At 60.6% G+C, this 14,517-nt stretch carries 11 protein-coding genes; 6 read left to right on the top strand and 5 right to left on the bottom strand.

Annotated features, from left to right (window positions below; genetic code table 11):
- The first annotated feature begins 360 nt into the window (after positions 1–360).
- Both FJD34_RS18620 and msrA read left to right on the top strand, forming a co-directional pair.
- Positions 361–3,051 (top strand): putative bifunctional diguanylate cyclase/phosphodiesterase, encoded by a 2,691-nt coding sequence (locus FJD34_RS18620; protein WP_032862123.1) that lies wholly within the window; start codon positions 361–363, stop codon positions 3,049–3,051.
- 67 nt (positions 3,052–3,118) lie between these two features.
- Positions 3,119–3,766, top strand: a complete 648-nt coding sequence (gene msrA, locus FJD34_RS18615) for a peptide-methionine (S)-S-oxide reductase MsrA (RefSeq protein WP_032862125.1) — start codon at positions 3,119–3,121, stop codon at positions 3,764–3,766.
- A 74-nt stretch (positions 3,767–3,840) separates the two neighbouring features.
- Here msrA and FJD34_RS18610 read toward each other — a convergent pair whose 3' ends face one another.
- Entirely contained in the window at positions 3,841–4,677 is an 837-nt protein-coding gene (locus FJD34_RS18610) for a 23S rRNA (adenine(2030)-N(6))-methyltransferase RlmJ (protein ID WP_032862126.1), read from the bottom strand.
- Between the two features lie 179 nt (positions 4,678–4,856).
- Here FJD34_RS18610 and FJD34_RS18605 point away from each other — a divergent pair, with 179 nt between their 5' ends.
- Entirely contained in the window at positions 4,857–5,597 is a 741-nt protein-coding gene (locus tag FJD34_RS18605) for a hypothetical protein (protein ID WP_223232731.1), read from the top strand.
- On the top strand, positions 5,587–5,961 hold the full coding sequence (locus FJD34_RS18600; RefSeq protein WP_032862129.1) for a hypothetical protein: 375 nt from the start codon (positions 5,587–5,589) through the stop codon (positions 5,959–5,961). Before FJD34_RS18605 ends, FJD34_RS18600 begins: the two co-directional genes overlap by 11 nt.
- 82 nt (positions 5,962–6,043) lie before the next feature.
- Here FJD34_RS18600 and putP read toward each other — a convergent pair whose 3' ends face one another.
- Entirely contained in the window at positions 6,044–7,528 is a 1,485-nt protein-coding gene (putP, locus tag FJD34_RS18595; RefSeq protein WP_032862131.1) for a sodium/proline symporter PutP, read from the bottom strand.
- Positions 7,529–7,751: 223 nt separating this feature from the next.
- Positions 7,752–7,958 (bottom strand): hypothetical protein, encoded by a 207-nt coding sequence (locus FJD34_RS18590; RefSeq protein ID WP_146552247.1) that lies wholly within the window; start codon positions 7,956–7,958, stop codon positions 7,752–7,754.
- Between the two features lie 29 nt (positions 7,959–7,987).
- On the opposite strand from FJD34_RS18590, the gene putA reads away from it, so the two are divergent.
- A complete protein-coding gene (gene putA, locus FJD34_RS18585) occupies positions 7,988–11,941 on the top strand; it encodes a trifunctional transcriptional regulator/proline dehydrogenase/L-glutamate gamma-semialdehyde dehydrogenase (RefSeq protein ID WP_065942901.1) in 3,954 nt (1,317 codons plus the stop codon).
- A 186-nt stretch (positions 11,942–12,127) separates the two neighbouring features.
- On the top strand, positions 12,128–13,930 hold the full coding sequence (locus FJD34_RS18580; protein WP_090292809.1) for an acyl-CoA dehydrogenase: 1,803 nt from the start codon (positions 12,128–12,130) through the stop codon (positions 13,928–13,930).
- On the opposite strand, the gene FJD34_RS18575 is transcribed toward FJD34_RS18580, so the two are convergent.
- Both FJD34_RS18575 and FJD34_RS18570 read right to left on the bottom strand, forming a co-directional pair.
- Positions 13,931–14,224 (bottom strand): cell division protein ZapA, encoded by a 294-nt coding sequence (locus tag FJD34_RS18575; protein ID WP_032862135.1) that lies wholly within the window; start codon positions 14,222–14,224, stop codon positions 13,931–13,933.
- Positions 14,221–14,451: a hypothetical protein gene (locus FJD34_RS18570; protein WP_032862136.1), complete on the bottom strand. Its 231-nt coding sequence runs from the start codon at positions 14,449–14,451 to the stop codon at positions 14,221–14,223. The genes FJD34_RS18575 and FJD34_RS18570 overlap by 4 nt, the downstream gene beginning before the upstream one ends.
- Positions 14,452–14,517 lie beyond the last annotated feature (66 nt).

Raw genomic sequence — 14,517 nt, 5'->3', positions numbered from 1 at the left:
GCCACGCTCGTACCTCAACCCCGCCAATTTGGCGGGGCTTTTTTTGCCCACCTGAATTGCCCATGCCCTTCTGTAGGAGCGAGCTTGCTCGCGAAAAAACTCAAGGACGCCACGCTCATTCAGGTTAGGCGCGTTATCGTTAACGATTTTCGCGAGCAAGCTCGCGCCTACAAAGGGCATGCAGGATAACCGTCCATCATTGCGACTGTAGAAAACCGCTGCGCGGCCGATAACCCACTTATAGCACTTAGCCTTCATCCTCACTTGTCAGTCCGTGCTGCATGATGCAACCTTGCCGCAGACAACAGTAAAGAGGGCGATAGCCCGGCGCGATGCGCATTTTTCCAAGCGAGTTTCCCCATGAAAAGCCAACCCGATGTCGCCCGAACGGCGGCCGAGGTCGTGACGCAATTACCGGTGCCTTCGCGCCTCGGTATGCTGCGTTTCGAGCGGCTGAATGAGGCAAGCTGGGCGCTGCTGTACCTCGACCCCAATTGTGAACGCCAATTCGGCCTGCCCGCGGTAGAGCTGTGCTCGCTGGTCGGCTCGCCCTACGCCAGCCTGATGGAGCCCCAGGCGCGCTACCAACTGCACGATGCGATCCAGCAGCAACTGACCCTCAGCCCCCATTACCTGGTGCGCTACACCCTGCACACCAACGACGGCCCGCTGAGCCTGCTGGAGGTGGGTGAGGCCTACAAGCAGCACAATCGCCATCTGCTGCGCGGCTACCTGATGGTGGTGGACGGTTTGTTCAGTAACCTGACACCTGTGCCCGCCGCCGACCTGGAAGACCAGAACAGTCGCCTGCAGATCGCCCTGGAGCTCAACCAGCGCGCGCAGCAGGAGCAGTTGCAGCACCTGGAACGGGTGCGTGCCCAACAGGAACTGATCCTGCTGCTGGCCCGCCAGCGCTACAGCACCAACAACTCCCTGCAAGAAGCCGCCGAACTGATCACCCGCAGCGCCTGTGACATCTACCAGATCGACTGTGCCAGCATCTGGAACCTGGAAGGTCAGCAACTGGTGCCGATTTCGGCCTTTAATCGCGCCGACCAACAGCACCATCTGCCATTGTCGATTGATGCCAGCGGCTTCCCAGATTATCTGGAAGCCCTGCACAGCAGCCGTGCCATCGATGCCAGCAATGCCATGCGCGACCCGCGCACCCGGGAAATGGTCGAAACCCTGCGCCCCATGGACGTCCACGCGATGCTCGATGCCAGCATCCGCATCGACGGCCAGGTAGTGGGCGTGCTGTGCCTGGAGCAAAGCACCGGCACCCGGGATTGGCTATCTGATGAGATAGCCTTTGCCGGCGAGTTGGCCGACCAGTTCGCCCAGGTCATCAACAACCATAACCGCCGCGCCGCCACCAGCGCCCTGCACCTGTTCCAGCGCGCCGTGGAGCAAAGTGCCAATGCCTTCCTGCTGGTCAATTGCGACGGCGTGGTGGAGTACGTCAACCCCAGCTTCACCGCGATCACCCAGTACAGCACCGAGGAAGTCCACGGTCATCGCCTGGCCCAGTTGCCGGCCCTGGAAAACCTCAGCGAACTGTTGTTCGACGCGCCCTCCAGCCTGGCCAAGAGCAACAGCTGGCAGGGCGAATTCAAGAGCCGGCGCAAAAACCTCGAACCGTACTGGGGCCAACTGTCGATTTCCAAGGTCTATGGCGACAATCGCGAACTGACCCACTACATCGGCATCTACGAAGACATCACCCAGACCAAACTGGCCCAGCAGCGTATCGAACGCCTGGCCTACACCGACAACCTGACCAACCTGGGCAACCGCCCGGCATTCATCCGCAACCTCGATGAACGCTTCGCCCGCGACAGCGACGCGCCCATCAGCCTGCTGCTGGTGGACATCGACAACTTCAAGCGGATCAATGACAGCCTCGGCCACCAGACCGGCGACAAGTTGCTGATCAGCCTGGCCCGGCGCCTGCGCAACAGTCTCAATGCCGGCGGTAGCCTGGCGCGCTTTGCCAGTAACGAATTTGCAGTGCTGCTCGACAACGCCGACCTTGAGGTCGGCCAGCAAATGGCCTGCCAACTGCTGATGACCCTCGATAAGCCGATGTTCGTCGACAACCAACTGATCAGTGTCACCGGCTCCGTGGGCCTGGCCTGCGCGCCGCTGCATGGCCGCGACCCGCAGACCCTGATGCGCAACGCCGGCCTGGCGCTGCACAAGGCCAAGGCTAACGGCAAACACCAGGTGCAGGTGTTTACCGAGGCCCTGAATGCCGAGGCCAGCTACAAACTGTTCGTGGAAAACAACCTGCGCCGCGCCCTGACCCAGAACGAGCTGGACGTGTTCTACCAACCCAAGCTGTGCCTGCGCAGCGGTCGCTTGTTGGGCATGGAAGCGCTGCTGCGCTGGAACCATCCGGAAAAGGGCATGATCCGTCCGGACCAGTTCATCAGCGTTGCCGAAGAGACCGGGCTGATCATCCCCATCGGCAAATGGATCGCGCGCCAGGCCTGCCGCATGAGCAAGCAGTTGAGCGCCGCCGGCATGGGCAACCTGCAGGTGGCGATCAACCTGTCGCCCAAGCAGTTTTCCGACCCGGACCTGGTGGCGTCCATCGCCAGTATCCTCAAGGAAGAGCAATTGCCCGCCAACCTGCTGGAGCTGGAACTGACCGAAGGCCTGCTGCTGGAAGCCACCGAGGACACGCGCCTGCAACTGGACCAGTTGAAGAGCTTTGGCCTGACCCTGGCCATGGATGATTTCGGCACTGGTTACTCATCCCTGAGTTACCTGAAGAAATTCCCCATCGACATCATCAAGATCGACCGCAGCTTTATCCATGAAATCCCGGACAACCAGGACGACATGGAAATCACCTCGGCGGTGATCGCCATGGCGCACAACCTCAAGCTCAAGGTGGTCGCCGAAGGCATCGAGACCGCCGAGCAACTGGCGTTCCTGCGCCGCCATCGATGCGACGTCGGCCAGGGCTACCTGTTCGACCGGCCAATCCCCGGCTCCGAGCTGCTGGACAAGCTCAAACGCTATCCACGCGGGCCAATCGCCTGACAGCGCTGTAACACTCGGGCACACTGGTGGTCTGAACTGTTAACTCAACCTGACGAGAGGACTGATCATGGTCTTGCGCTCGGAAATCCTGGTGAATAAAAACGTGCTGCCTACTGCCGAACAAGCTTTGCCTGGTCGTGAAACCCCGATGAGCCTGCCCGAGACGCACTTCGTCAACGGCAATCCGCTGCTGGGCCCGTTCATGGATGATGTGGGATTCGCGATCTTTGGCCTGGGGTGTTTCTGGGGCGCCGAACGCAAATTCTGGCAGCGCGACGGCGTGGTCAGCACCGTGGTCGGCTATGCCGGCGGCTTAACGCCAAACCCGACCTATGAAGAAGTCTGCTCGGGCCTGACCGGTCATAGCGAAGTGGTACTGGTGGTGTATGACCAGGCCAAACTCAAGTACGAAGACCTGCTGAAGATGTTCTGGGAACTGCACAACCCGACCCAGGGCATGCGCCAGGGCAACGACATCGGCAGCCAGTATCGCTCGGTGATCTATGCCACCACGCCAGAGCAACTGGACGCTGCGAATGCCAGCGCACAGGCCTATCAGCAAGAACTGACCAAGGCTGGGCTGGGCGAAATTACCACTGAAATCGACCAGGCGCCGACGGTGTACTTCGCCGAGGCCTATCACCAGCAGTACCTGGCGAAGAACCCGCAGGGTTACTGCGGTATCGGCGGTACTGGCGTGACCTGCCCGATCTAAAAGACAACCCAATCAAAATGTGGGAGCGGGCTTGCTCGCTCCCACATTTGTTCTGTGACCGCCTTTAGATCCGGTTACTCGGCAATCAGCCAATCCATCTGCCACCCACCCTGGGTCTGCCCCAGCTTCTTCGACAGCCACGGCAGCAGCTCACGCAACTCCTCCTCCAGCCCCCACGGCGGATTGGCAATCGCCAGGCCCGAGCCGGTGAGGGTGTTGGGCGTGTCCAGCGGATGCACCAGCAATTCCACGCGCAGCAGCTTTGGCGCGCCGGTACCTGCCAGGTCCTGATAGAAGCGACGCAACATGCGCTGGTCCTTCACCGGGTACCAGATCGCGGCGACCGTCTGGCGCATGCGGCCCACGGCCTCCTTGAGGGAGGCGGCGCAGCGCTGCATCTCGTCGAGTTGCTCGAACGGCGGGTCGATCAGCATCAACGCACGCTTTTCCGGCACCGGCAGCAAAGCCCGTGGCACATGCCAACCTTCGCCCAGATGCACCTTCACCCGGCGGTCGCCCTTCATGTTGTCCTTGAGCAGCACGCCGTCTTCCGGGTGTTTTTCATTGAGCAGCACGCGGTCCTGGGGACGAGTCAGGCGTCGCGCCAGCTCTGGCGAACCGGGGTAATAGCGCAACTGGCCATCCGGGTTCATCTCGTGCAGCACCTGCATGTAGTCAGCGGTCAGCGCCGGCAGGTCCGCCTCGCCCCACAGGCGGGCGATGCCCTCCAGGTATTCACCGGTGCGGTTGGCCTGGTCGCCTTGCAGGTCGTACAGACCAATCCCGGCGTGGGTGTCGAGATAGGCAAACGGCTGCTCCTTGCGCGACATCAGGGCGATGAGGCGGGTCAAGGTCAGGTGTTTGAAGACATCGGCGTGGTTGCCGGCGTGAAAGGCGTGACGATAATTCATGGTTGCTCCTGCGCAGGGGGCGAAGTTTACCTTCTACGCGGGCAAAGGTGCAGGGCTGCATGCCGGGCGGTGCTTTTTGTCGGACACCGGACTGGATTGAGTAGCCCATTTCCCAAAACTGTAAAAGCCCCCCGAATTCAGCCGCCACAAGCACGACAGACGTGAGTCGGGTCCTTAAATTGCTGCGTCATCACCATTCAAAGGAATGCCTGCATGACACGCAACCACCCTATTGTGAAATGCCTCCACACCGACAAAAACTGCTGGGTTTCGCTTCGCTGGGTATAGGTACGGCGGGCGACGCCTGGAGTCGCCATCTGCAAGGCATTGGCAAAACCCTTGAAGACATTGATGCCCTGCACAAACAGTCCCTGCGCCAGGGCGGGGGCACGGTGCGAGATGATTTCCTGGCCCGACGCCAAACCTTGTTTGCCAAGCTGGAGTCGCAGATGCGCGGGTTCGCCCGATATGGCACGGGTTTACGCAATGAGGGCTCGATCAAGAAAATGCTGGGGATATCCACCAGGAGTTACCTGCATACCGGGGAGATCACTCGGTATGCCGAAACCGTTGCGCGGATTTCAAAGACCGCGAAGCTGCTTAAGAACGGCACGCCACTGGGAATTGCGTTGAGTACGACCTCGACGGCGCTGCAAATTAAGGAGGCATGTTCTACTGGAAGAGAAGAGCAGTGCAGGATGGCAAAATATACCGAACTGGGAAAACTGGCCGGCGGGGTTGCTGGTGGCTCACTCGGTGGCGCTGCCGGATCGCTACTATGCCTCACCATTTTAGCCCCCACCACTGGCCCAGGAGCCTTGACTTGCCTGCTGATTGGCGCAGGGATTGGCGGCGCAGCAGGTGGGAGCCTCGGGGGTACGGGCGGCGAAAAGGCAGGATTACTTTTGTATGAATATTGATTATTTCTTGAATCTCCCTGCCAGCGCCCAGATCGTAATCGGCTCGCTAACGGCGGTAGTTATTACCAATATTCTCGGAGTGTTTTTGTGTTATCGAAAGCTTGAGGCTATGGAAGCTCACTTAAACAAGTGTCGACTCGTCAGCTTTCACGGCAGTTACTTCGGGAACTCACCGCGAGGAAGAATGATGAGGCTTTGCGCAGTGTATGCAGCCATTGCGCTGCCCAGGCTGAATGCGCGACGTGGTGTCGTTGACCTTCAGCAGGTACAGGCCTTTCCACGCGACATCAAGATTCTGCTTCACGGAACCGCCCTTCTGGGTGTGGCCGGTATGGCAGGGCTGATCATCACTTACTTCGATTAACTTTGGGCAAAAAAACGGCCCGTCATCCAAAGGATGCGGGCCGTTTTCAGTTCAGCGGGCCATCAAGGCTCGCATGAACGCCTCATTTATTGAGGTTGTAGTCTTTCTCGGCAGCAGTGAAGCGTTCAACCATACCGGCGGTAGGTGCGCCCATCTTGCTCACGAAGTAGATCGCCAGGCTGGCGAAGATAAAGCCTGGGATGATTTCGTACAGGCCCAGCAGTTCGAAGTGCTTCCACACGATCACGGTGATCGCGCCGACCAGGATACCGGCCAGTGCGCCGTTGCGGGTCATGCCTTTCCACAGTACAGAGATCAGGACCACTGGACCGAACGCGGCACCGAAGCCCGCCCAGGCGTAGCTCACCAGGCCCAGTACACGGTTTTCCGGGTTGGCAGCCATCGCGATGGCGATCAACGCAACCACCAGCACCATGATACGGCCGACCCATACCAGTTCAAGCTGGGAAGCACCTTTGCGCAGGAAAGCCTTGTAGAAGTCTTCGGTCAGGGCGCTGGAGCACACCAGCAATTGGCAGCTCAGGGTGCTCATCACGGCAGCCAGGATGGCCGACAGCAGCACGCCCGCGATCCATGGGTTGAACAGCAGCTTGGCCAGCTCGATGAAGACACGCTCAGGGTTTTCGGTCACGGGACCGGCGACTTCTGGGTGCGCCGAGAAGTAGGCAATACCGAAGAAGCCTACAGCCACGGTGCCGGCCAGGCACAGGATCATCCAGGTCATGGAGATGCGACGCGCCTTGGCAATCGACTTCACCGAATCCGCCGCCATGAAACGCGCGAGGATGTGCGGCTGGCCGAAGTAGCCCAGGCCCCAGCCCATCAGCGAGATGATGCCGATGAAGGTGGTGTTTTTCAGCATGTCGAAGCTGGTTGGATCTTTCGCTTCAATGGCCAGGAACGTGGTGTCCACGCCGCCGGTGGCCAGCAGCACGATGATGGGCGTCAGGATCAACGCGAAGATCATCAGGGTGGCTTGTACGGTATCTGTCCAGCTCACTGCCAGGAAACCACCGATGAAGGTGTAGGCAATCGTCGCCGCAGCACCGGCCCACAGCGCCGTCTCGTAGGACATGCCGAAGGTGCTTTCGAACAGACGGGCACCGGCCACAATGCCGGAGGCGCAGTAGATGGTGAAGAACACCAGGATCACGACGGCCGAGATAATCCGCAGCAGGCCGCTTTTGTCTTCAAAGCGGCTGGAGAAGTAGTCCGGCAGGGTCAGGGCGTCGCCGTTGTGTTCGGTCTGCACGCGCAGGCGACCGGCCACAAACAGCCAGTTCAGGTAAGCACCGACAACCAGGCCGATGGCGATCCAGCTTTCCGACAGGCCCGACATGTAGATGGCACCTGGCAGGCCCATCAACAACCAGCCGCTCATATCCGAGGCGCCAGCCGAGAGTGCGGTGACGACGCTGCCGAGGCTGCGACCGCCTAGAATGTAATCGGAAAGGTTATTGGTGGAGCGATAGGCCATGAGACCAATCAACACCATTGCCGCGATGTAGATCACAAATGTGATCAGGGTTGGATTACTTACGCTCATTGAGTTACGCCCTGGCTTTGTTTTTATGTAGCGGCGGTCTGTCAGCCCACCTACAAGAGAGTAGCTTGTAGACGAAGCTGCATGCCGCGCATTTATGACTGACGTTTCCCCAGGAAAGCCATCAGCCGATGAACCGAACTTTGCAGATGGTTGCACCTTGGTGCGCGAATGCTATTCAACAAAGCAAATAAGGTGCAACCAGTTTCGTGAGAATTAGTTGCACCTAAGCGCGTTTTTCGGCAAACGGCGGCTTTTTGCTCCTTTTCGGAGCAAGAACAGCCAAATCCAGAAGCAAATGCACCAATATCAAGCCGATTCCGTCGAGTGAAATTGTTTTCTGACGAGCAGCGCGGGTTTCATGAAGAAAATGGGTTGCACCCGGTTGCACCTCGTTCAGCGCAAAGCTAATCTTGCCGCCAGCTGATGCCACGCAGTAGTGGCACCCATGAGGATAAAAATATGGCTACGACCACCCTTGGGGTCAAACTCGATGACCCAACCCGCGAACGCCTCAAGGCCGCCGCGACCTCCATTGATCGCACGCCGCACTGGCTGATCAAGCAGGCAATTTTCAATTACCTGGAGAAACTTGAGGGTGGTGCAACCCTGACCGAGCTCAACGGCTCGGGCATCAAGGACGCAGACGACGCCGGCGAGGTGCAGAACGATCACGCCCACCAGTGCTTCCTGGAATTCGCTGAAAGCATCCTCCCGCAATCGGTACTGCGCGCTTCGATCACTGCTGCTTACCGTCGCCCCGAGCCAGAAGTGGTGCCGATGCTGATCGAGCAGGCACGCCTGCCGGCCCCAATGGCCGAGGCCACCAACAAGCTGGCCGCCTCGATTGCCGAGAAACTGCGCAATCAGAAGAGCGCCGGCGGCCGTGCCGGGATTGTTCAGGGCCTGTTGCAGGAATTCTCCCTGTCGTCCCAGGAAGGCGTGGCACTGATGTGCCTGGCCGAAGCGCTGCTGCGCATCCCGGACAAGGGCACCCGTGACGCGCTGATCCGCGACAAGATCAGCACCGGCAACTGGCACCCACACTTGGGTAACAGCCCATCGCTGTTCGTCAACGCCGCCACCTGGGGCCTGTTGCTGACCGGTAAACTGGTGGCCACGCACAACGAGGCGGGTTTGACCTCGTCCCTGAGCCGCATCATCGGCAAAAGCGGCGAGCCGATGATCCGCAAGGGTGTCGACATGGCCATGCGCCTGATGGGCGAGCAGTTCGTCACCGGCGAAACCATCGCCGAAGCCCTGGCCAACGCGAGCAAGTTCGAAGCCAAGGGTTTCCGTTATTCCTACGACATGCTCGGTGAAGCCGCACTCACCGAACACGATGCGCAGAAATACCTGGCCTCGTACGAACAAGCCATTCACTCCATCGGCAAAGCCTCCCATGGCCGTGGGATTTATGAAGGCCCGGGTATCTCCATCAAGCTGTCGGCCCTGCACCCTCGCTACAGCCGCGCCCAGTACGAGCGCGTGATGGACGAGCTGTACCCGCGCCTGCTGTCCCTGACCCTGCTGGCCAAGCAATACGACATCGGCCTGAACATCGACGCCGAAGAAGCCGACCGCCTGGAACTGTCCCTGGACCTGCTGGAGCGCCTGTGCTTCGAGCCACAACTGACCGGCTGGAACGGCATCGGTTTCGTGATCCAGGCTTACCAGAAGCGTTGCCCGTACGTGATCGACTACGTGATCGACCTGGCACGCCGCAGCCGTCACCGCCTGATGATCCGCCTGGTAAAAGGCGCGTACTGGGACAGCGAAATCAAGCGCGCCCAGGTCGAAGGCCTGGAAGGCTATCCGGTGTACACCCGCAAGGTGTACACCGACGTTTCCTACATTGCCTGCGCACGCAAGCTGCTGTCGGTACCGGAAGTCATCTACCCGCAGTTCGCCACGCACAACGCCCACACCCTGTCGGCCATCTACCATATTGCCGGCCAGAACTATTACCCCGGCCAGTACGAGTTCCAGTGCCTGCACGGCATGGGTGAACCGCTGTACGAACAGGTTGTAGGCAAGGTTTCCGAAGGCAAGCTGAACCGCCCGTGCCGCGTGTACGCCCCGGTTGGCACCCACGAAACACTGTTGGCCTACCTCGTGCGTCGCCTGCTGGAAAACGGCGCCAACACTTCGTTCGTCAACCGTATCGCCGACCAATCCATCTCGATCCAGGAGCTGGTGGCCGATCCAGTGGCCAGCATCGAGCAGATGGCGACGCTGGAAGGCGGCTTCGGCCTGCCGCACCCGCGTATCCCGCTGCCGCGTGACCTGTATGGCAGCGAGCGTGCCAACTCGGCCGGTATCGACCTGGCCAACGAACACCGCCTGGCGTCACTGTCCTGCGCCTTGCTGGCCACCGCGCACAACCACTGGAAAGCTGCGCCGATGCTCGGTTGCGCGTCCAGCAATGAAGTTGCTGCGCCGGTACTGAACCCGTCCGACCTGCGTGATGTGGTCGGCCATGTCCAGGAAGCCACCGTCGAAGACGTCGACAACGCGATCCAGTGCGCCCTTAACGCCGCACCGATCTGGCAGGCCACCCCGCCGGCCGAACGCGCGGCGATCCTGGAACGCGCCGCTGACCTGATGGAAGGCGAGATCCAGCCATTGATGGGCCTGCTGGCCCGTGAAGCCGGCAAGACCTTCGCCAACGCCATCGCCGAAGTGCGTGAAGCCGTGGACTTCCTGCGTTACTACGCGGTGCAGGCCCGTAACGATTTCACCAACGACGCCCACCGCCCATTGGGCCCGGTGGTCTGCATCAGCCCGTGGAACTTCCCGCTGGCGATCTTCAGTGGCCAAGTCGCCGCTGCACTGGCCGCCGGTAACCCGGTGCTGGCCAAGCCGGCCGAACAAACCCCGCTGGTGGCCGCGCAGGCCGTGCGCCTGTTGCTGGAAGCCGGCATTCCGCAAGGCGTGCTGCAACTGCTGCCGGGCCAGGGCGAAAGCGTCGGTGCCCGACTGGTCGGTGATGAGCGCGTCAAAGGCGTGATGTTCACCGGCTCCACCGAAGTGGCGCGCCTGCTGCAACGCAACGTCGCCGGTCGCCTGGATGCCCAGGGCCGCCCGATTCCGCTGATCGCCGAAACCGGCGGCCAGAACGCAATGATCGTCGACTCCTCGGCCCTCACCGAGCAGGTGGTGATCGACGTCGTCTCCTCGGCCTTCGACAGTGCCGGTCAACGTTGCTCGGCCCTGCGTGTACTGTGCCTGCAGGAAGATTCGGCAGACCGCGTCATCGAAATGCTCAAGGGTGCCATGGCTGAATGCCGCCTGGGCAACCCGGAGCGCCTGTCCGTGGATATCGGCCCGGTGATCGACGCCGAAGCCAAGGCAGGCATCGAGAAGCACATCCAGGCCATGCGCGACAAAGGCCGCACCGTGTACCAGGTGGCGATTGCCGACAGCGAAGAAATCAAGCGCGGCACCTTCGTGATGCCAACCCTGATCGAGCTGGAAAGCTTCGACGAGCTGCAACGGGAGATCTTCGGCCCGGTGCTGCACGTGGTGCGCTACAAGCGTAAAGAGATCGACCAGTTGATCGGCCAGATCAATGCTTCTGGCTACGGCCTGACCCTGGGCGTGCACACCCGTATCGACGAGACCATCGCCAAGGTGATCGACAACGTCCATGCCGGTAACGTCTACGTCAACCGCAACATCGTCGGTGCCGTGGTCGGCGTGCAGCCATTCGGCGGCGAAGGCCTGTCGGGCACTGGCCCGAAAGCCGGTGGCCCGCTGTACCTGTACCGCTTGCTGTCGACGCGCCCTACCGATGCGATCGAGCAATCCTTCGTACGCGGTGATGCACTGGCCGCGCCGGATGTACGCCTGCGTGACGCCATGAGCCAACCGCTGACCGCCCTGAAAACCTGGGCCGACAGCAACAAGTTCAGCGACCTGAGCAGCCTGTGCAGCCAGTTCGCGGCGCAATCGCAGAGCGGCATCACCCGCCAACTGGCCGGCCCGACCGGCGAGCGCAACAGCTACGCCATCCTGCCCCGCGAGCACGTGCTGTGCCTGGCAGAGGTGGAAGGCGACCTGTTGTCGCAACTGGCGGCCGTACTGGCTGTGGGTAGCTCGGCAGTGTGGCCGGAATCCGACCTGACCAAGGCGCTGTTCCCACGGCTGCCGAAGGAAGTTCAGGCGAAGATCCAGCGCGTGGCCGACTGGACCAAGGACGAAGTGATCTTCGATGCGGTCCTGCACCACGGCGACAGCGACCAACTGCGTGGGGTTTGCCAGCAAGTGGCCCAGCGCAGTGGCGCGATTGTCGGGGTCAACGGCCTGTCTTCGGGCGAAACCAACATTGCGTTGGAGCGCCTGGTGATCGAGCGCGCGTTGAGCGTCAACACCGCTGCGGCCGGCGGTAATGCGAGCTTGATGACTATCGGCTGATCAATGCCAACGTGGGGCGCCTGCAATGGGCGCCCCACTGCATTGCATCAGTCGAAACCAGCTCCTACATTGACCGCGTCATACCTTTACGTTGTGTTTTGCTGCTCTATCACCCAGATCAATCTTGCTATCGCGCCTCTATTCCCAGACTTAGACTCCGACCTATTCCCTCATAGGTAAGCCGCCATGTCCGAGACGCTCCTCAGTTCCCGCAATCTGGCTTTCGAGCTGTACGAAGTCCTCGATGCCGAGGGCCTGACCCAGCGCGAGCGGTTTGCCGAGCACAACCGCGAAACCTTCGATGCCGCCATTGGCACCGCCCGCAACATCGCCGAAAAGTACTTCGCACCGCACAACCGCAAGGGTGACGAGAACGAGCCGCGCTATGAAAACGGTCAGGCCATCCTGATTCCAGAAGTGAAACCTGCCGTTGATGCCTTTCTCGAAGCCGGCTTCCTCAACGCTGCCCGCAGCTTCGAAGCAGGCGGCATGCAACTGCCGACCCTGCTGTCCCAAGCGTGTTTTGCGCACTTTCAGTCAGCCAATGCGGCCTCGACCTCGTACCCGTTCCTGACCATGGGCGCGGCCAATCTGATCGAGAGTTTTGGCAGCGCGGAACAGAAACAACGCTTCCTGCAACCGATGATCGAAGGCCGCTTCTTCGGCACCATGGCCCTGACCGAGCCCCATGCCGGTTCGTCGCTGTCGGATATCCGCACCCGCGCCGAGCCCGCGCCAGATGGCACCTACCGCCTCAAGGGCAACAAGATCTTCATCTCCGGCGGCGATCATCCGCTGTCGGAAAACATCGTGCACATGGTGCTGGCCAAGCTGCCGGATGCGCCCGCCGGGGTGAAGGGCATTTCGCTGTTTATCGTGCCCAAGTTCCTGGTCAACGATGATGGCAGTCTGGGCAAGCGCAACGATGTGTTGCTGGCCGGGCTGTTCCACAAGATGGGGTGGCGCGGCACCACCTCCACCGCACTGAATTTCGGCGATAACGGCGAGTGTGTCGGCTATCTGGTGGGCAAGCCGCACCAGGGCCTGGCCTGCATGTTCCAGATGATGAACGAGGCACGGATTGGCGTCGGCATGGGTGCGGTGATGCTCGGCTACGCCGGTTACCTGTATTCCCTGGACTACGCCCGGGAGCGCCCGCAAGGCCGACTGCCGGACAGCAAGGACCCGAACACCACCCCGGTGTCGATCATCCAGCACGCCGATATCAAGCGCATGCTGCTCACGCAAAAAGCCTATGTGGAAGGCGCCTTCGACCTGGGCCTGTATGCCGCGCGGCTGTTCGATGACACCACCACCCTGGACAGTGAGGCCGGACGCAAGCAGGCCCATGAGTTACTGGACCTGCTGACCCCCATCGTCAAGTCCTGGCCCTCGGAGTTCTGCCTGAAGGCCAACGAGCTGGCGATCCAGATTCTCGGCGGCCACGGTTACACCCGTGAATACCCGGTGGAGCAGTACTACCGCGACAACCGTCTGAACCCGATCCACGAAGGCACCCACGGCATCCAGTCCCTGGACCTGCTGGGGCGCAAGCTCGCACAAAACGGCGGTGCGGGCTTGAAGCAGTTGATCCGCCTGATCGCCGAGACCGGAGCCCGGGCCCAGCAATATGAGTCACTCACAGCATTGCGCGAGCCGTTGGAGCAACTGGTGGCACGCCTGCAAAGCGTGACCCTCGGGTTGTTGGCGGATCTCGCCCAGGGCAAGGTCAACAGCAGCCTGGCGAACTCGGCGCTGTACCTGAAAGTGTTTGGGCATACGGTGATTGGCTGGCGCTGGCTGGAACAGGCGATCCGCGCCGAAGAAGGGCTGGCCAAAGGCAATGCGGCGGATGTGGCCTTCTATAAAGGCAAGCTGCAAGCCGCCCGGTACTTCCTGACCTGGGAAATACCGGGGTGCCATCATGAACTGGCGATCCTGCAGGCACGGGACGATACGTGCCTGGCCATGCAGGACGAATGGTTCTGATCAGGGCTGGCCGATGGCCTTGGAAATCACCTCGACCGTGGCGCTGACTTGCTCTTGGTAACGGTCGAGTTCCTGCTGGTGACGCTGCTGCATCTCGATCTGCTCGGCACATAGGTTCAGCGCCGCCAGCACCAGCAGTTTGTCGCCGATCAAGGTCGGGTACTTCTGCTTGGTGGTGGCCAAGGATGCCTTGAGCAGGGTCACAGCCTTGAGCAGGGTGTTGTCTTCCCCGTCCGGGGCCTTGATCGAGTAATCCTCACCGAGAATCGAAACGACCTTTATCCCTTCATTCATGCGCTGACAGGACCTGCGCTCACACGCTCAACCAACGCCTGGATACGGGCTGCGGTGGCGCCCTGCTTTTCTTCCTGCTCCATCAGGTTCAGCTGCAAGCTGTCGTTTTCGTCCTTGGCACGGGCCAGTTCCGCCTTGAGGGATTCATTGGTGCCCAGCAGTTCCTGATTCTGCTGTACCAGGTCACTGACCAGTTGTTCCAGTTGGCTGAGGGATGTTTCTAACATTTTGAATTCTCGGGCTTTTTCAAAGGGCGGTGACGATAAAGAAAATTCACCGTGGAAGCCAGGGAT

This window comes from Pseudomonas brenneri (assembly GCF_007858285.1).
In the GTDB taxonomy this organism is placed as follows: Bacteria; Pseudomonadota; Gammaproteobacteria; order Pseudomonadales; family Pseudomonadaceae; genus Aquipseudomonas; species Aquipseudomonas brenneri.
This window is presented reverse-complemented; position numbering and strand designations above follow the sequence as displayed.